The 16640-nt window shown below is 67.3% G+C and carries 16 protein-coding genes; 12 read left to right on the top strand and 4 right to left on the bottom strand.

Features of this window, described 5'->3' with window-relative positions:
- The first annotated feature begins 10 nt into the window (after positions 1-10).
- From alkB to ada, 3 genes are all read left to right on the top strand, one after another.
- Positions 11-667, top strand: coding sequence for a DNA oxidative demethylase AlkB (gene alkB / locus KHN96_RS13200; protein WP_045787934.1), 657 nt, complete (start codon positions 11-13; stop codon positions 665-667).
- A 1-nt stretch (position 668) separates the two neighbouring features.
- A complete protein-coding gene (locus KHN96_RS13195) occupies positions 669-1313 on the top strand; it encodes a DNA-3-methyladenine glycosylase family protein (protein WP_045787598.1) in 645 nt (214 codons plus the stop codon).
- Between the two features lie 101 nt (positions 1314-1414).
- Positions 1415-2491, top strand: coding sequence for a bifunctional DNA-binding transcriptional regulator/O6-methylguanine-DNA methyltransferase Ada (gene ada / locus KHN96_RS13190; protein ID WP_045787599.1), 1077 nt, complete (start codon positions 1415-1417; stop codon positions 2489-2491).
- An 82-nt stretch (positions 2492-2573) separates the two neighbouring features.
- On the opposite strand, the gene purM is transcribed toward ada, so the two are convergent.
- Entirely contained in the window at positions 2574-3629 is a 1056-nt protein-coding gene (purM, locus tag KHN96_RS13185) for a phosphoribosylformylglycinamidine cyclo-ligase (protein ID WP_045787600.1), read from the bottom strand.
- 164 nt (positions 3630-3793) lie between these two features.
- On the opposite strand from purM, the gene KHN96_RS13180 reads away from it, so the two are divergent.
- The 9 genes from KHN96_RS13180 to KHN96_RS13140 all read left to right on the top strand — a co-directional run bounded on the left by KHN96_RS13180 (position 3794) and on the right by KHN96_RS13140 (position 11389).
- Positions 3794-4864 (top strand): AI-2E family transporter, encoded by a 1071-nt coding sequence (locus KHN96_RS13180; RefSeq protein WP_045787601.1) that lies wholly within the window; start codon positions 3794-3796, stop codon positions 4862-4864.
- Between the two features lie 43 nt (positions 4865-4907).
- Positions 4908-5609, top strand: a complete 702-nt coding sequence (gene hda, locus KHN96_RS13175; protein ID WP_045787602.1) for a DnaA regulatory inactivator Hda — start codon at positions 4908-4910, stop codon at positions 5607-5609.
- Between the two features lie 71 nt (positions 5610-5680).
- Complete coding sequence (locus tag KHN96_RS13170) at positions 5681-6355, top strand: histidinol-phosphatase (protein WP_045787603.1); 675 nt, start codon at positions 5681-5683, stop codon at positions 6353-6355.
- Between the two features lie 11 nt (positions 6356-6366).
- Positions 6367-7920, top strand: a complete 1554-nt coding sequence (gene pcnB / locus KHN96_RS13165) for a polynucleotide adenylyltransferase PcnB (protein ID WP_045787604.1) — start codon at positions 6367-6369, stop codon at positions 7918-7920.
- Positions 7917-8432 (top strand): 2-amino-4-hydroxy-6-hydroxymethyldihydropteridine diphosphokinase, encoded by a 516-nt coding sequence (gene folK, locus KHN96_RS13160; protein ID WP_045787605.1) that lies wholly within the window; start codon positions 7917-7919, stop codon positions 8430-8432. Before pcnB ends, folK begins: the two co-directional genes overlap by 4 nt.
- Positions 8433-8462: 30 nt before the next feature.
- Positions 8463-9107, top strand: coding sequence for a deoxynucleoside kinase (locus KHN96_RS13155; RefSeq protein ID WP_045787606.1), 645 nt, complete (start codon positions 8463-8465; stop codon positions 9105-9107).
- A gap of 60 nt (positions 9108-9167) precedes the next feature.
- The gene (panB, locus tag KHN96_RS13150; protein WP_062737911.1) at positions 9168-9986 is read left to right on the top strand and encodes a 3-methyl-2-oxobutanoate hydroxymethyltransferase; all 819 of its coding nucleotides are present in this window, start codon (positions 9168-9170) and stop codon (positions 9984-9986) included.
- Positions 9987-9998: 12 nt separating this feature from the next.
- On the top strand, positions 9999-10706 hold the full coding sequence (locus KHN96_RS13145; RefSeq protein WP_045787608.1) for an ABC transporter permease: 708 nt from the start codon (positions 9999-10001) through the stop codon (positions 10704-10706).
- On the top strand, positions 10703-11389 hold the full coding sequence (locus KHN96_RS13140) for an ABC transporter ATP-binding protein (RefSeq protein ID WP_062737912.1): 687 nt from the start codon (positions 10703-10705) through the stop codon (positions 11387-11389). The genes KHN96_RS13145 and KHN96_RS13140 overlap by 4 nt, the downstream gene beginning before the upstream one ends.
- On the opposite strand, the gene KHN96_RS13135 is transcribed toward KHN96_RS13140, so the two are convergent.
- The 3 genes from KHN96_RS13135 to dnaK form a co-directional block, all read right to left on the bottom strand.
- Positions 11333-13222 carry a bifunctional chorismate-binding protein/class IV aminotransferase gene (locus tag KHN96_RS13135; protein WP_062737983.1) on the bottom strand — a complete coding sequence of 630 codons (1890 nt, stop codon included), beginning with the start codon at positions 13220-13222 and terminating at the stop codon, positions 11333-11335. The genes KHN96_RS13140 and KHN96_RS13135 overlap by 57 nt on opposite strands.
- A 151-nt stretch (positions 13223-13373) precedes the next feature.
- The gene (gene dnaJ, locus KHN96_RS13130; protein ID WP_045787611.1) at positions 13374-14513 is read right to left on the bottom strand and encodes a molecular chaperone DnaJ; all 1140 of its coding nucleotides are present in this window, start codon (positions 14511-14513) and stop codon (positions 13374-13376) included.
- Positions 14514-14653: 140 nt separating this feature from the next.
- Positions 14654-16594 carry a molecular chaperone DnaK gene (gene dnaK / locus KHN96_RS13125; RefSeq protein ID WP_045787612.1) on the bottom strand — a complete coding sequence of 647 codons (1941 nt, stop codon included), beginning with the start codon at positions 16592-16594 and terminating at the stop codon, positions 14654-14656.
- Between the last annotated feature and the right edge of the window lie 46 nt (positions 16595-16640).

Genomic DNA, 16640 nt, shown 5'->3' with positions numbered 1-16640 from the left:
GGACCCCGCCATGGTCACGGGCGACCTCTTTGCCGATCACGCACCCGCAGACGATGCACGCATCGCGCTCGGCGAGGCGGCGTTCGTGCTGCGCGGCTTCGCGCTGGCCGACGCTGCCGCGCTGCTGGCCGCCGTCGACGCCATTGCGCAGCGGGCGCCGTTTCGCCATATGGTCACGCCGGGCGGCTTCGAGATGTCGGTCGCACTCACCAACTGCGGCACGCTGGGCTGGACGTCGGACCGGCGCGGGTATCGCTACGCCACGCAGGATCCTCTGACCGGCGAGCCATGGCCACCGCTGCCCGACGTCTTCCTGCGGCTTGCCGGCCATGCGGCAGCCGAAGCGGGCTTCCCCGATTTCATACCGGACGCCTGCCTCATCAACCGCTATGTGCCGGGCGCACGCCTGTCGCTGCATCAGGACAAGGACGAACACGACTACGCCGCGCCCATCGTGTCGGTGTCGCTCGGCATGCCAGCCGTGTTCCTGTTTGGCGGGCTCAGGCGTGCAGACAAAACCCAGCGCATTCCGCTGTTCCACGGCGACGTGGCCGTCTGGGGCGGACCAGACCGCCTGCGGTATCACGGCATCGCGCCACTGAAGGAACATCCGCACGCGGTGCTGGGCAGCCAGCGCATCAACCTGACCTTCCGCAAAGCGGGCTGACATGACGCGCATCGCAAACGACCTCTCGGAAGCTGCGTATCGGCGGGCCGCCGAATTCCTGTCCTCGCTCGACGACGACTGGGCGCGCCACATTGCCGCCATCGGGCCATGCCGGCACGCGGCCAAACCCGCTCGCGAGCCGTACGAGGCACTGGTGCGCGCCATCGCCTACCAGCAATTGCACGCCAAGGCGGGCGACGCCATCCTCGGGCGCTTCCTCGCGCTGTACCCGGGCGCGGCCTTCCCGGCGCCGGAACGGGTGCTCGCCACCGACGAAGCCGCCCTGCGCGGCTGCGGTTTTTCGGCGACCAAGCTGGCGACCCTCCGCGGCATCGCGCAAGCGGCGCTGGATGGCATCGTTCCGACGCGCGCGCAGGCGCTTGCCATGGACGACGAAGCGCTGATCGAACGGCTCGTCACGCTGCGCGGCGTGGGCCGCTGGACGGTCGAAATGCTGCTGATCTACACCCTGGAGCGCTCCGACATCCTGCCCGCCGACGATTTTGGCGTGCGCGACGGCTACCGGCGCCTGAAGCGGCTCGATGCCACGCCCACGCGCGGGCAGATGACCGAAATCGGCCATGCGTGGAGCCCATATCGCACCGTCGCCACCTGGTACTTATGGCGCGTGCCGGCCGCGGCCTAGGGTGACCCACGCATCGCTCCGAATTTGACCGCAAGACCCGGAGTGCCCGGCCCGCCGCCCGTACCTACAGTACAGTCATCACAGTCCTACCGGATGACGCCATGCCAATCACCGTCCAAGCCAGACCGGCCACCTCTGTCGAGCACGACCCGCGCTGGGCGCGCGTGCTCGCGCGCGATCCTTCCGCCGACGGGCAATTCGTCTATGCCGTGAAGACCACCGGCGTGTACTGCCAGCCGAGCAGCCCGTCGCGCCTGCCGCGGCCCGAGAACGTCGAGTTCTTCGACACGCCCGCCGAAGCGGAGGCCGCCGGATACCGCCCAAGCCGTCGCGCCGGTCCCGACCAGACCACGGTACGCGCCCAGCAGGCCGCGCTGGTCGCCCGTGCATGCCGCCGCATGGAAGCCGCCGACACACCGCCGACGCTCGACATGCTGGCCGAAGAGGCTGACCTGAGCCCGTATCACTTCCACCGCCTGTTCAAAAGCGTGACGGGCCTGACACCCAAGGCGTACGCCGACGCGCATCGCGCCCGGAAGCTGCGTGCGCAACTGGAGCGCGGCAGCACCGTCACCGAGGCCATCTACGATGCGGGCTTCAACGCCAGCAGCCGTTTCTACGAGGCGTCGGACAGCGTGCTCGGCATGACGCCCAGCCGCTATCGCGCCGGCGGCGCGCAGACCACGATCCGCTTTGCCGTGGGCGAATGCTCGCTCGGCTCGATCCTGGTGGCGCAGAGCGACCGCGGCATCTGCGCGATCCTGATGGGCGACGACCCGGACGCCCTCGTACGGGACTTGCAGGACACGTTCCCCAGGGCCGAACTCATCGGCGGAGACGCGGGCTTCGAAGACCTCGTCGCGAGGGTCGTGGGACTGATCGAAGTGCCATCCATCGGGTTGGACCTGCCGCTGGACGTGCGCGGCACCGCCTTCCAGCAGCGCGTGTGGCAAGCGCTGCGCGAAGTGCCGCCCGGCAGCACCACCAGCTACACCGAGATCGCCGCGCGCATCGGCGCCCCCAAGGCGGTGCGGGCGGTGGCGCAGGCCTGCGCAGCCAACCACATCGCCGTGGCCATTCCGTGCCACCGCGTCATCCGCCGCGATGGCAATGCGTCGGGCTACCGCTGGGGCGTGGAACGCAAGCTGGCGCTGCTGGAGCGCGAGGCGCAGTCGTAAAGCTCAAGGCCCCCGAGGCCGGCGACACGCATAAAAAAACCGCCGAACACGTCGGCGGCTTTTGTGGAGGGCGGGCGGTGCGTCAGACCACGATCGTCTGTGCTTCGCCGGCCTGGCGCGCGCGGATTTCGCCGATCCGGTAGACCGTCTCACCGGCGTCCTTCAGGTGCGCAATGGCCGCCAGCGCATCCGCGGCCGACACGATCACCACCATGCCGATGCCGCAATTGAAGACGCGGTGCATTTCGTCGTCGGCCACATTGCCGGCCTTCTGCAGCCACTGGAACAGCGGCGGCAGCGTCCAGGCGTCGCGGTGCAGCACGGCGGTCGTGTTTTCCGGCAGCACGCGCGGCACGTTTTCGGTCAGGCCGCCACCTGTGATGTGGGCCATGCCCTTGACCGGCAGCTTCTCGATCAGCGACAGCAGCGGCTTCACGTAGATGCGCGTGGGCGCCATGATGGCGTCCTGCAGGCGCTGGCCGTGGAAATCGGCGTTCAGGTCCGGGCGCGCCACCTCGATGATCTTGCGCACCAGCGAGTAGCCGTTCGAATGCGCACCCGACGAGGCGAGACCCAGCACCACGTCGCCCTCGGCAATGGTGGTGCCGTCGATGATCTTGCGCTTTTCGACCGCGCCGACGGCAAAGCCGGCCAGGTCGTATTCGCCGTCCGGGTACATGCTCGGCATTTCAGCCGTTTCGCCGCCGATCAGGGCGCAGCCGGCCAGTTCGCAGCCCTGGGCAATGCCCTTGACCACGGTGGCGGCGGTGTCGACGTCGAGCTTGCCGCAGGCGAAGTAGTCGAGGAAGAACAGCGGCTCGGCGCCCTGCACGAGGATGTCGTTCACGCTCATGGCGACCAGATCCTGGCCGACGGTGTCGTGGCGGTTCAGTGCAAAGGCGAGCTTGAGCTTGGTGCCCACGCCGTCGGTCCCCGACACCAGCACCGGCTCCTGGTACTTCTTGGACAGCTCGAACAGCGCGCCGAAGCCGCCGATGCCGCCCAGCACGCCTTCGCGCATGGTGCGCTTGGCAAACGGCTTGATGCGGTCGACCAGGGCGTCACCCGCCTCGATGTCGACGCCCGCGTCGCGGTAAGACAGGCCGGTCGATGCGGATGGGGTTTCGGAAGCGCTCATACAGTCGTCTGAATTGAAAAAACCGGGAAAGAAAGCGAGACGGCGGCGGGAAGTCACAAAAATCGGACCCGCCGGTCCAGTAAAATCGCGATTTTACCGGATGCGGGCACCCCGATGGCCGCTTTTCCGACTCCCTGACCCGCCTTCGGAACCGTCGCCCGCTCATGAACGCCCCCGTGCTGTCGCAGGAAACCAAGCGCACGCTCGCCTGGATCGCCGTGGCGATCGTCTTCCTGGCCCTGCTCAAGCTGCTGGCGCCCACGCTCACGCCGTTCGTGTTCGCCTTCATCCTGTCGTACATCCTGCACCCGGGCGTCGAATGGCTGCAGCGCCATCGCGTGCCGCGCGTGCTCGGCGTGTTCCTGATGATCCTCGTGCTGGCCGTGGTCGGCGTGGCGCTGATGCTGCTGATCCTGGCCGTGCTGCAGCGGGAGGTTCCGGCCATCCGCGAGCAATTGCCCGGCATGCTGGCCAGGCTCAACGCGGCGCTGTCACCGCGCCTGGCGGAGATGGGCCTGCATGTGAGCTTTGATTTTCCGGGCCTGCGCAAGCTGCTGACCGAGCAGCTCGCCGCCAGCCCCGACGATGTCATGGCCCGGGCGCTGAACTACCTGCGCGTGTCGGGCTCAGCGGCGATCCAGCTGCTTGGCATCGCCTTTCTGGTACCGATCGTGATGTTCTACCTGCTGATGGACTGGAACATGCTCATGCGGCGCATCGAAACCGCGGTGCCGCGGCGGTGGCTGCCAAAAACGCGCGAGTTGGCCGCGGAAACGGACGGGCTGCTGTCGCAATACCTGCGCGGGCAGATCATCGTGATGCTGGTGCTGGCGGTGTATTACTCCGCCGGTCTCGCGCTGGCCGGCTTTGACGTGGCGCTGCCGGTCGGCATCTTTACGGGGCTGGCGGTGTTCATTCCGTACATCGGCTTCGGCGTGGGGCTGTCGCTGGCCATCCTGGCGGCGTTGCTGCAGTTCGGCAACCTGTACGGCCTGCTGGCGGTGGCCGTGGTGTACGGCATCGGCCAGTTCCTCGAAAGCTTCTACCTGACGCCCCGCCTCGTGGGGGAGCGCATTGGCCTGCACCCGCTGGCGGTCATCCTGGCCTTGCTGGCTTTTGGCCAATTGTTCGGATTTTTCGGTATCCTCCTCGCCCTGCCGATCAGCGCGGTGCTGCTGGTCGGTTTGCGGCAGATCCGGCAGCTGTATCTCGACAGCCGGCTCTATCAGGACTGAACGCGCGCGCAACCGAGAACCACGGCGACCCTCCCGACGTTTCATGGCCACACCTGAACAGCTCCCGCTCGAACTCGGTGCGACACCCGCCCCGACCTTCGACAACTTCGTCGCCACCGGCAACGAAGAGGCGGTGCTGCGCCTGCGCGCGCTGATCCCGCAGGTGGTGGACGGCACGGCCACCGACCGGCTGGTCTACCTGTGGGGCGAACCGGGCAGCGGCCGCAGCCACCTGCTGCACGCCGTGTGCGCGCAGGCCGAGGCCGGCGGCTTCGAGATCCGCACCCTGGAGCCGGACGCCCCGGCCGAAGCGTTCGAATTCGACCCCGCGATCACGCTCTGGACCATCGACGACGCCGAACGCCTCGACGAATGGGCGCAGATCGCCGTCTTCAACCTCGTCAACGAAGTGCGCGCGCATCCGCATGCGGCGCTGCTCATCGCCGGGGCGGCCGCGCCGATGTCGATGCCGCTGCGTGAAGACCTGCGCACCCGGCTCGGCTGGGGACTCGTCTATTGGCTGCGCCCGCTGTCCGACGCCGACAAGATCGAAGCCCTGCGCCAGGCCGCCCGCGAACGCGGCATGCAGCTCTCGGCCGACGTGCCGCAGTGGCTCGTCACGCACTCCTACCGCGACATGCCGAGCCTGATGGCGCTGCTCGACGCGCTGGACACCTATTCGCTCGCACGCAAGCGCGCAGTCACCCTGCCGCTCGTGCGGGAGATGCTCGCGCTGATGAAGTGAGAAGTGGGCGCAGGCCGCCGCCCAGGGGCGACTGCGATTGGATGCCACACCTTCGGGTAAAATCGCGCCCCATGAATCTGGCCCTCTTTGACCTCGATCACACCCTGATCCCCACCGACAGCGACCACGAGTGGGGGCGTTTCCTCATCCGCCGCGGCGTGGTGGATGAAGCCGAATACCAGCGCAAGAACGATCAGTTCTATGCCGACTACAAGGCCGGCACGCTGGATATCCACGCTTTCCTGCGCTTTGCCCTGGCGCCGCTGGCCGCGCATCCGCGGGACACGCTGGCCGAATGGCACGCCGAATTCATGCGCGAGGTCATCGTTCCGAAGATCACGCCGCAGGCCCAGGCGCTCGTCTACAAGCATCTCGAAGCCGGCGATCTGTGCTGCGTGGTCACCGCCACCAACAGCTTCGTCACGCGGCCGATCGCCAAGGCCTTCGGCATCGAGCACCTGATCGCCACCGAGCCGGCCACCGCCGACGGCACGCCCGACGGCCCCTTCACCGGCGATGTGTCCGGCACGCCGAGCTTCCGTGAAGGCAAGGTCGCCCGCGTGCACGAATGGCTCGCCAACATGGGCCGCGGCTGGAGCGACTTCGAGCGCAGCACCTTCTACAGCGACTCGGCCAACGACGTGCCGCTGCTCGAAGAGGTGACCGACCCCGTCGCCACCAACCCGGACGACACGCTGCGCCACCTCGCAGCCGCGCGCAACTGGCGCATCATGGATCTCTTCTGAGCAGGCGCGGCGTGATCAAGAAACTCATCAATCGTCTGCTCGGCAAGACCGCCGCAGAACCCGCCCCGGCGGCCGATCCCGGCATCCCGGCTGGCAGAAAGACCCGCACGCCCAAGACGCCCAAGACGCGCAGCAAGGCCGCCGGCGGCGTGCCGCGCCAGGCGCGCGTGTGGAGCGTCGAAGAGCACGGCATCGACCCGAAGCTGCTCTCGCGCAACGCCGTCAAGGTCACGTCCACGCTGCAGGAAGCCGGCTACGCCGCCTTCATCGTCGGCGGCGCGGTGCGCGATCTGCTGCTCGGCATCAAGCCGAAGGACTTTGACGTTGCCACCAACGCCACGCCGGAGCAGGTGCAGGCGCTGTTCCGCCGCTCGCGCATCATCGGCCGGCGCTTCCAGATCGTGCACGTGACGTTCTACGGCGGACGCGACCAGGAAATCATCGAGGTGTCGACGTTCCGTGCACTCGTCGACGCGGTCGACGCGGAGCAGGTGCCCGCCGGCAAGCGCGTCAAGCGCACCGAGCTCGACCACCACACGCATGCCGTCGACGCCAGCGGCCGCGTGCTGCGCGACAACGTCTGGGGCACCCAGGCCGAAGACGCCACGCGCCGCGACTTCACCGTCAACGCGATGTACTACGACCCGTCCAACGAGACGGTGCACGACTACCACCACGGCATGGAAGACATGCGCGCCCGCACGCTGCGCATGATCGGCGACCCGCACACGCGCTACCGCGAAGACCCGGTGCGCATGCTGCGCGTGGTGCGCTTTGCGGCCAAGACGGGCTTCGACATCGACCCCGCCACGCGCGCGCCGATCGCGGAGCTCGGCCCGCTGATCCACAACGTGCCGGCCGCCCGCCTGTTCGACGAGATGCTGAAGCTGCTGATGTCCGGTCACGCGTGGGCATCGCTGCAGGAGCTGCGCAAGGCCGGTCTGCACCGCGGCCTGCTGCCGCTGCTGGATGTCGCGCTCGAGCAGCCGATGGGCCAGCGCTTCGTGCAGCTGGCGCTCGACAACACGGACGACCGCGTCAAGGCCGGCAAGCCGGTCTCGCCGGGCTTCCTGTTCGCCTCGCTGCTGTGGCACCACGTGGTGGAGCACTGGAACCGCCGCCGCGCGGCCGGCGAGCCGCTCATCCCCGCGCTGCACACCGCCATGGACGAAGTGCTTGACCGCCAGACCGAGCAGCTCGCCATCCAGCGCCGCTTCACCGCCGACATGAAGGAAATCTGGAGCATGCAGCCGCGCTTCGAGAAACGCTCGGGCCGCATGCCGTATCGCCTGCTGGAATCGCCGCGCTTTCGCGCCGGGTACGACTTCCTCGTCCTGCGCTGCGCCTCGGGCGAATTGCCGCAGGAACTGGCCGACTGGTGGACCGCCTTCCAGAGCGGTGACGGCGAAACCCGCGAAGCGCTCATGGCGCAAGCCAAGCAGGCGCCGAGCACCGCCGCAAGCACCAGCACGGCGGGTTCCGGCAAGCGCCGTCGCCGCCGGCGTGGTCCGGCGAAATCGGATACAGTCGTTGACGTCAATCCGGGAAGTTCGGAGGAAACGTGAAGACAGTGGCGTACATCGGCATCGGCGCCAACCTGGGCGACGCACGCCAGGCAGTGAAAGACGCCGTGGTCTGCCTCGCGCAGCAGGTCGGCATCACCGTGACCGGCAAATCGAGCTTGTATCGCAGCGCGCCGGTCGAATCCAGCGGCGACGACTACATCAACGCCGTCGTGCGCATCGAGACGCCTTTCACGGCAGACCAGTTGCTGCGCATCTGTCACCACATCGAAGACCAGTTCGGCCGCGAACGCCCGTTCCGCAACGCGCCGCGCACGCTGGACCTGGACCTGCTGCTCTACGGCGACCACGTCCTCACGTCGCCCGAGCTGACCGTGCCCCACCCGCGCGTCGGCCAGCGCGCCTTCACGCTGCTGCCGCTGCATGAGCTGGCGCCGGACCTCGTGATTCCGGGCATCGGCGCGGTGGCGGACCTGCTGCCCGGCGTGGCCGACCAGCGCATCGAAAAAACCACGATGTGCCAATGCATGCGCGCCAAGCAGCCCGCTGCCTGATCACTCGCATCACGCCTCACACACCTGCCGATGGCCCTGGATCACCTGCGTCGCATCGTTGTTGAAGGGCCCATCGGCGTCGGCAAGACGGCGCTGGCCCAGCGCCTGGCCGATCACCTGCGCGCAAGCACATCGTTCGAGACGCCGAACGAGAACCCCTTCCTGCCCCGCTTCTACGAAGACCCGGCCCGCTATGCGTTGCCGGTGCAGCTGCGCTTCCTGCTGCAGCGTGCCGAGCGGCTCAAGGCCTGGCACAAGGCGACGCTTGCCGGCGAGCGCATCGTCGGCGACAGCTTTCTGCCGCGCGACCGCCTCTTCGCCCAGCTCACGCTGCCCGCCGATGAACTCGCGCTGTACGACGCGATGGCCAATGCACTGGCGCTGCCGCAGCAGCGCATCGACCTCGTCATCTGCCTGCAGACGCGCGCCGAAGATCTGCTGCCGCGCATCGCCAAGCGCGCCGTTCCTTACGAAACGGGTATCGATGCCGAGTACCTGCAGCGCATCTGCGCCGCATACGGCGAGCTGTTTCTGTATTACGATGCCGCACCGACGCTGATCGTCGACATCGCCGCCTTCGACCCCGCGGGCAACGACGACGATTTCCGCACCTTGCTCGCCCGCATCGACGCGATGCGCGGACCCAAGGAATTCATCAAGCTGGCAACGCGCTAGTCAGTCGACGCACCGCATGGTCTGCGTGGGCGCTCGCGATGCCCCAACGAGTCTCAGTCCATGAGCTACCTCCAGGAATCGAACCGCAAGGCCGTCACGGTGACGTCGCTGCAGGCCATGCGCGCCGCCGGCGAGCGCATCGCCATGCTCACCGCCTACGACGCCAGCTTCGCCGCCCTGATGGACCGCAACGGCGTCGACGTGCTGCTCGTCGGCGATTCCCTTGGCAATGTCGTGCAGGGCCAGAAGACCACCCTGCCCGTCACGCTGGAACACATCGCGTATCACACCGAATGCGTTGCACGCGGGACAACCAAGGCGCTGCTCGTGTCCGATCTGCCGTTCGGCACGTACGGCACACCGGAGCAGGCCTTCCACAGCGCCGTGCGCCTGATGCAGGCGGGCGCGCAGATGGTCAAGCTGGAGGGCGGCGTGTGGCTGGCGCCGACCATCAAGTTCCTCGTCGAGCGCAGCATTCCGGTGTGTGCGCATATCGGCCTCACGCCGCAATCGGTGCACGCGTTCGGGGGCTTCAAGGTGCAGGGCCGTGGCGATGAAGCGGCCGCGCAGCTGAAGGCCGACGCGCTGGCCGTGCAGGAGGCGGGCGCGCAGCTCGTCGTGATGGAAGCCATTCCGGCCGCGCTGGCCGGCGAGGTCACGCGCCTGCTGGCCATTCCGACCATCGGAATCGGTGCCGGGCTCGAATGCTCCGGGCAGGTGCTCGTCATGCATGACATGCTGGGCGTGTTTCCCGGTCACCGGCCCAGGTTCGTGCGCAACTTCATGGACGGGCAGACGACCATCGACGGCGCAGTCGCGGCGTATGTGGCGGCCGTCAAGGACAGCACGTTCCCCGGACCCGAACATACGTTCGCCTGAGCGCCCTTGCGCATGGAAATCTGGTCGGCCACCGCTGACGCCTTTGTCTTGCTCGCCAACGGCGATGCGGCATTGTGGCTGATCGTATGGACGTCATTGAAGGTCGCGCTCGCGGGGCTGCTGCTGGCTGCGCCGGCGGGCCTGCTCATGGCCTACGCCATCGCCATGCACCGCTTTGTCGGGCGCCGCGCGCTGGTGGTGCTGGCGCAGGCGTCGCTGTCGTTTCCGACCGTGCTGATCGGGCTGCTGCTGTATCTGCTGCTCTCGCGGCAAGGGCCTCTGGGGGGCTTTGGGCTGCTGTTCACGCAGGGCGGGATGATTCTCGGGCAGGCCGTGCTGGGCTTGCCCGTCATCGTCGCGTTTGCCCTGACCACGTTCGAACGCGCCGACCCCCGCCTGGCAGAAACGGCGCGCGTGCTCGGCGCCGGCCGTGCGCGGCTGCTGCTGACGGTCTTTCGCGAGCTGCGATTCGGCCTGATGGCGGCGGTGGTGGCGGGCTTTGGCCGCGTCATCGCTGAAGTCGGCTCGGCACTGATGGTGGGCGGCAATATCGAGGGCGTCACGCGCACCATGACCACGGCGATTGCGCTGGAGACCAGCAAAGGCGAATTCGCCCAGGGCATTGCACTGGGCATCGTGCTCATCGCGCTGGCATTGCTCGTCAACCTCGTGCTGGCATGGCTGCAAGGGGCCGGCAGCTATCGCGGGGGCGCGGCATGAACCGGACGATGGTGTTTGAAGAGCTGCGCTGCCGGCATGGCGCACGCGTGCTGTTCGAGATTCCGCGGCTGGCGTTGTCGGCCGGGCATGCGATCGTCATTACCGGTGCCAACGGCGTCGGCAAGACCACGCTGCTGCGCATGCTGGCCGGGCTCATTCCCGCCCCCGGCGCGACCGTCGATCTCGGCAGCGGTCCGCAGCGGCTGTCGCCGTATCCGGCGGCATTGCGCGCGCGGCTGACTTACGTGCACCAGCATCCGTATCTGTTCCGCACATCGGTGCGGGCCAATCTCGCGTATGGGTTGACCACGGGCCCGCACCGCGTGGCGCGCACGGAACTCGCCGCACGCGTGGACGAGGCCATCGAGTGGGCTGGGCTCCAGCACGTGGTGGACGTGCCCCCCGAGCGCCTGTCCGGCGGGGAGACGCAGCGGCTCGCGCTCGCCCGCGCCCGCGCGCTGCACACCGATGTGCTGCTGCTCGATGAGCCGACCTCGAACCTCGATGGCGCTGCGCGCGAGCAGGTCATCGCCCTGGTCGAAGAACTGGCCGCCGAGGGCCGCACGCTGCTGATGGTCTGCCACGACCGCGAGCTCATCAACCTGCCCGGCGTCGCGCGCTGGAAGCTAGAGCACGTCGACGGCCACGGGCGGCTCGAAATGCGCGGGCATCACGCCGCGTAGGGCATTGCAGACGGCGACGGCTTCGGCGCGGGCCACGTCGGCGCGCGTGAGCAGGCGTTCGCGCAGCGGCCCGTCGAGCCACGGCGTTGCGTCTTCGAGCAACACGGCGCGCATCACGCCCGGCAGGACACCCGCGGACAGTGGCGGCGTCCACCACGCGCCGTCGAGCTTCACCAGCACCGTGGAACGCCCGCCTTCGGCCAGCGTGCCGTCCGCGTTGAAGAACACGGCGTCGAATGCCCCCTCGCGCTCGGCGGCCTGCCAGGCGGCATCGTAGCCGGCGCGCAGCGTGGTCTTGTGCCCGGGCAGGCCGTGCGTGGCTTCGCGCGTTTGCGCGGCGACGACCAGGCGCACCGGCGCATCCCACGTGGCATGCAGCGGCGGCAGAGGCGCAGCCGATACGCCCGCAACTCCATCCGGCCCCAGCGACAGGCGCATGCGATACGCGCCCTCGCCTTCCAGCGCTGCACACGCGCGCACCACCTCATCGGCCACCGCCGTCCGGACGAACGGAAAGCCGAAGGCGGCGGCAGACCGCTCAAGCCGGTCCAGGTGCCGAGCCAGCAGCGGCACGCCATCGCGGGTGGCACGCATGGTCTCGAACAGCGCGAGCCCCACGTCCAGCGCCGTCACGAAGCGCGCTTTCCATTGGCATTCCGTGTACTCGTCGTCGGCCACGCTGTCGTGCACGATGCCCGAGCCGATGCCCAACTCGCCCATGCGCAAGCCGTCGGCGCCAGGGGCACTGAGAACCAGCGTGCGGATCGCCACGGAAAAGCACGCGTCGCCCATCGCCTGATCGTTGGCAGGCGCATCGATCCAGCCGATGGCACCGGTGTACAGACCACGCGGGTCCGGCTCCAGCGCGTCGATGATCTCCATCGTTCGCCGCTTGGGCGCGCCGGTGATGGAGCCGCACGGAAACAGCGCGCGCAGGCAATCGGCCAGGCCCGTGGCCGGCGGAATCTCTGCTTCCACAGTCGACGTCATCTGCAGCACGCTGCCGAAAGGCGTCACTTCGAACAGTGCCGGCACGCGCACCGAACCCGGACGTGCGAGCCGGCCGAGGTCGTTGCGCAGCAGGTCGACGATCATGAGGTTCTCGGCGCGGTTCTTTTCATCGGCGGCCAGCGCGATGGCGCGGGCTTCGTCGACCTCCACGTCGCCAGAGGCCGGCGCAGTGCCCTTCATCGGCCGTGCCAGGAGCTTGCCGGCGTGGTGCGAAAAGAACAGCTCCGGCGAGCACGACAGGATCGCACCGCCCTCCGGCAGTCCGATGAACGCGCCGTATGGCACCGGCTGGCGCGCCCGCAGACGGCGGTACAGCGCGGCCGGCGCGCCGAACGCCGTCATGCGCAGGCGATAGGTGTAGTTGACTTCGTAGGTGTCGCCCGCCGCGATCCAGTCGTGGATGCGTGCAATGGCGCGCGCATAGGCAGCATGGTCGACGCTCGGCGTGCAGCCAGACACGCCCGCGCTGCCGGCCGCTTCAGGCCACGCGTCGAAGAGCGTGTCGACCTCCGGCGGCGACAGCACCTGCAGCGAGCGAAACAGCAGCACACGCAGGCGGCCGTCGTGGCCGGGCAATGCAGAAGAGGTCTTCGTGGAGGCCGGCACACCGACAAGCGGCCCGCCGAATTCGTACGGCGCGACGATCAGCGCGTGCAGGCCGTCCCGCCACGCTGCGCGAAGATCCTCGTCCAGGCCATCAAGCACACCTGCCGGGCGGAAGAACTCGCCGGCATATCCGGTGTACCAGCGCGACCACGGTGCCTCGCCCGACGTGGCATCGTCCAGCAGCGCAAACGGCGCGCCGGTCTCCGGCAACTGCATGGCGATGTCCTCGGTTGAGAAGGTGGTGTTCAAGAAGCGGCGAAACGCATAGCGAGCGGCGCCCGATTAGTGCCGGGAGCGCAGCCGTACGTGTGTACGGCCCGCCTCACGGTGCCAGGATCTGGCCGCGCCGTCGCTTTGTGTGCGTTTCTTACGAGGAGAAGAAGTTCTTCACCTTGTCCATCCACGACTGCTCCTGCGGGCTGTGCCGCGAGCCGCCTTCGTGCACGGACTTGTCGAACTGGCGCAGCAGGTCTTTCTGGTGCTCCGTCAGCTTGACCGGCGTCTCGATGTTGATATGCACATAGAGATCACCGGCGTAGCCCGAACGCACGCCCTTGATGCCCTTGCCGCGCAGGCGGAACGTCTTGCCGGCCTGCGTGCCCTCCGGCACCGTGAACGATGCACGGCCGCCCAACGTCGGCACTTCGATGTCACCACCGATGGCCGCCGTCGCAAACGAGATCGGCATCTGGCAGTGCAGGTCGTCGCCGTCGCGCTCGAACACCGGGTGCGGCTTGATGTGGATTTCCACATAGAGGTCGCCGGGCGGGCCGCCATTGATGCCCGGCTCGCCGTTGCCCGACGAGCGGATGCGCATGCCTTCGTCGATACCGGCCGGAATCTTCACTTCCAGCGTCTTTTGCGTCTTCAGCTTGCCCTGGCCGTGGCACTTGCTGCACGGCTTCGGGATGTACTTGCCGCTGCCGTGACACTTCGGGCAGGTCTGCTGCATCGTGAAGAAGCCCTGCGACACACGCACCTGGCCGACGCCATGGCAGGTCGGGCAGGTCTCCACGCTCGAGCCGGGCTCGGCGCCGTTGCCGTGGCAGTGGTCGCACTCGTCCCAATGCGGCACGCGGATCTGCGTGTCATAGCCGTGCGCGGCCTGCTCGAGCGTGATCTCCATGCTGTAGCGCAGATCGGCACCGCGGTACATCTGCGGGCCGCCGCCGCGCCGGCCGCCCTGGGCCTGACCGAAGATGTCGCCAAAGATATCGCCGAAGGCCTCGGCAAAGCCGCCGAAGCCCTGCGCGCCTGCGCCGAAGCCGCCGGCCATGTTCGGGTCGACGCCCGCGTGGCCATACTGGTCGTAAGCGGCCTTCTTTTCGGGGTCGGAGAGCATCTCGTAGGCCTCTTTGGCCTCCTTGAACTTCTCTTCCGCTTCCTTGCTGTCCGGATTGCGGTCCGGGTGGTACTTCATCGCGAGCTTGCGATAAGCCTTCTTGATTTCGTCGTCGCTCGCGTTCTTGCCCACCCCGAGCACTTCGTAGTAATCACGTTTTGCCATGGTGGCTTAAAAAAATCGCCTGATTGCTGCTTGATCGAATAGCAAAAAAGCCGAGCGTGGCCCCAGGTGCGTCCCGCACAACCCGATGGCCACTGCCCGGCGTACCCTCACGTCCGCCAGGCGGACGATTCGGTTCACTGTTACTTCTTGTCGTTCACTTCCTTGAACTCGGCGTCGACGACGTTATCGTCGTGCGGCGCGCCTTGCGCCTGCTGGGCGCCGGCCGCCTGCTGCGCACCGCCGGCTTCGCCCTTGGCCTGCATGTCGGCGTAGACCTTCTCACCGAGCTTTTGCGACGCGGTCGCCAGCGCTTCGACCTTGGCATCGATCGCGGCCTTGTCGTTGCCCTTGACGGCTTCTTCAAGTTCCTTGATCGCGGCTTCGATCTTGTCTTTCTCGCCAGCTTCCAGCTTGTCGCCGTACTCGCCCAGCGCCTTGCGGGTCGAATGCACCAGCGCTTCACCCTGGTTGCGCGAGTCGACCAGTTCGCGCGCCTTCTTGTCTTCTTCGGCGTTGGCTTCGGCGTCCTTCACCATGCGCTGGATCTCTTCTTCCGACAGACCCGAGTTCGCCTTGATGGTGATCTTGTTTTCCTTGCCGGTCGCCTTGTCCTTGGCCGACACGTGCAGGATGCCGTTGGCGTCGATATCGAACGTCACCTCGATCTGCGGCGTGCCGCGCGGTGCCGGCGGGATGCCTTCGAGGTTGAACTCGCCCAGCAGCTTGTTGCCGGACGCCATCTCGCGCTCGCCCTGGTAGACCTTGATCGTGACGGCCGGCTGGTTGTCGTCGGCGGTCGAGAAGGTCTGCGAGAACTTCGTCGGGATGGTCGTGTTCTTGCCGATCATCTTGGTCATCACGCCACCCAGCGTTTCGATGCCCAGCGACAGCGGCGTCACGTCCAGCAGCAGCACGTCCTTGCGGTCGCCGCCCAGCACCTGGCCCTGGATGGCCGCGCCCACGGCAACCGCTTCATCCGGGTTCACGTCCTTGCGCGGGTCCTTGCCGAAGAACTCCTTGACCTTCTCCTGCACCTTCGGCATGCGCGTCATGCCGCCGACCAGGATCACGTCGTGGATGTCCGACACCTTCACGCCGGCATCCTTGATGGCGGTACGGCACGGCTCGATGGTGCGGGCGATCAGGTCTTCGACCAGCGCTTCGAGCTTGGCGCGCGTGATCTTCAGGTTCAAGTGCTTCGGACCGGAGGCATCGGCCGTGATGTACGGCAGGTTGATCTCGGTCTGCTGCGAGCTCGACAGCTCGATCTTGGCCTTTTCGGCAGCTTCCTTCAGGCGCTGCAGCGCGAGCACGTCCTTCGACAGGTCGACGCCCTGCTCCTTCTTGAACTCGCCGATGATGTAATCGATGATGCGCTGGTCGAAGTCTTCACCGCCCAGGAACGTATCGCCGTTGGTCGACAGCACTTCGAACTGCTTCTCCCCGTCCACGTCGGCAATCTCGATGATCGAGATGTCGAACGTACCGCCGCCGAGGTCATACACGGCGATCTTGCGGTCGCCCTTCTCGTTCTTGTCCAGGCCGAATGCCAGCGCAGCCGCGGTCGGCTCGTTGATGATGCGCTTGACGTCCAGGCCAGCGATGCGGCCGGCGTCCTTGGTCGCCTGGCGCTGCGAATCGTTGAAGTACGCCGGCACCGTGATCACGGCTTCGGTCACTTCCTCGCCCAGGTAGTCCTCGGCGGTCTTCTTCATCTTGCGCAGCACTTCGGCCGAGATTTGCGGCGGAGCCAGCTTCTGGCCGCGCACTTCCACCCAGGCGTCGCCGTTGTCGGCCTTGGTGATGGCGTACGGCATGAGCCCGATGTCTTTCTGGACTTCCTTCTCTTCGAACTTGCGGCCGATCAGGCGCTTGACGGCGTACAGGGTGTTCTTCGGGTTGGTGACGGCCTGGCGCTTGGCCGGAGCGCCGACCAGAATCTCGCCGTCTTCCATGTACGCGATGATCGACGGGGTAGTGCGTGCGCCTTCCGCGTTCTCGATCACCTTGGGCGTGTTGCCCTCCATGATGGCCACGCAGCTGTTGGTGGTACCCAGGTCGATACCGATGATTTTGCCCATGTTGTTACTCCTCGAATCTGGTGTCAGGACTGCACTGAATACAAAC

Origin of the sequence: Ralstonia mannitolilytica, from assembly GCF_905397375.1 — a bacterium.
Lineage (GTDB): Bacteria > Pseudomonadota > Gammaproteobacteria > Burkholderiales > Burkholderiaceae > Ralstonia > Ralstonia mannitolilytica.
The sequence above is the reverse complement of the archived record's forward strand: the minus strand, read 5'-3'. Positions and strand labels throughout refer to the sequence as shown.

What these genes read in the sequence shown, in the direction of transcription:
- alkB (WP_045787934.1), top strand. Translation starts at nt 11, where the DNA reads ATGGTCACGGGCGACCTCTTTGCCGATCACGCACCCGCAGACGATGCA.
- KHN96_RS13195 (WP_045787598.1), top strand. Translation starts at nt 669, where the DNA reads ATGACGCGCATCGCAAACGACCTCTCGGAAGCTGCGTATCGGCGGGCC.
- ada (WP_045787599.1), top strand. Translation starts at nt 1,415, where the DNA reads ATGCCAATCACCGTCCAAGCCAGACCGGCCACCTCTGTCGAGCACGAC.
- purM (WP_045787600.1), bottom strand. Translation starts at nt 3,629, where the DNA reads ATGAGCGCTTCCGAAACCCCATCCGCATCGACCGGCCTGTCTTACCGC.
- KHN96_RS13180 (WP_045787601.1), top strand. Translation starts at nt 3,794, where the DNA reads ATGAACGCCCCCGTGCTGTCGCAGGAAACCAAGCGCACGCTCGCCTGG.
- hda (WP_045787602.1), top strand. Translation starts at nt 4,908, where the DNA reads ATGGCCACACCTGAACAGCTCCCGCTCGAACTCGGTGCGACACCCGCC.
- KHN96_RS13170 (WP_045787603.1), top strand. Translation starts at nt 5,681, where the DNA reads ATGAATCTGGCCCTCTTTGACCTCGATCACACCCTGATCCCCACCGAC.
- KHN96_RS13155 (WP_045787606.1), top strand. Translation starts at nt 8,463, where the DNA reads ATGGCCCTGGATCACCTGCGTCGCATCGTTGTTGAAGGGCCCATCGGC.
- panB (WP_062737911.1), top strand. Translation starts at nt 9,168, where the DNA reads ATGAGCTACCTCCAGGAATCGAACCGCAAGGCCGTCACGGTGACGTCG.
- KHN96_RS13145 (WP_045787608.1), top strand. Translation starts at nt 9,999, where the DNA reads ATGGAAATCTGGTCGGCCACCGCTGACGCCTTTGTCTTGCTCGCCAAC.
- KHN96_RS13140 (WP_062737912.1), top strand. Translation starts at nt 10,703, where the DNA reads ATGAACCGGACGATGGTGTTTGAAGAGCTGCGCTGCCGGCATGGCGCA.
- KHN96_RS13135 (WP_062737983.1), bottom strand. Translation starts at nt 13,222, where the DNA reads ATGCAGTTGCCGGAGACCGGCGCGCCGTTTGCGCTGCTGGACGATGCC.
- dnaJ (WP_045787611.1), bottom strand. Translation starts at nt 14,513, where the DNA reads ATGGCAAAACGTGATTACTACGAAGTGCTCGGGGTGGGCAAGAACGCG.
- dnaK (WP_045787612.1), bottom strand. Translation starts at nt 16,594, where the DNA reads ATGGGCAAAATCATCGGTATCGACCTGGGTACCACCAACAGCTGCGTG.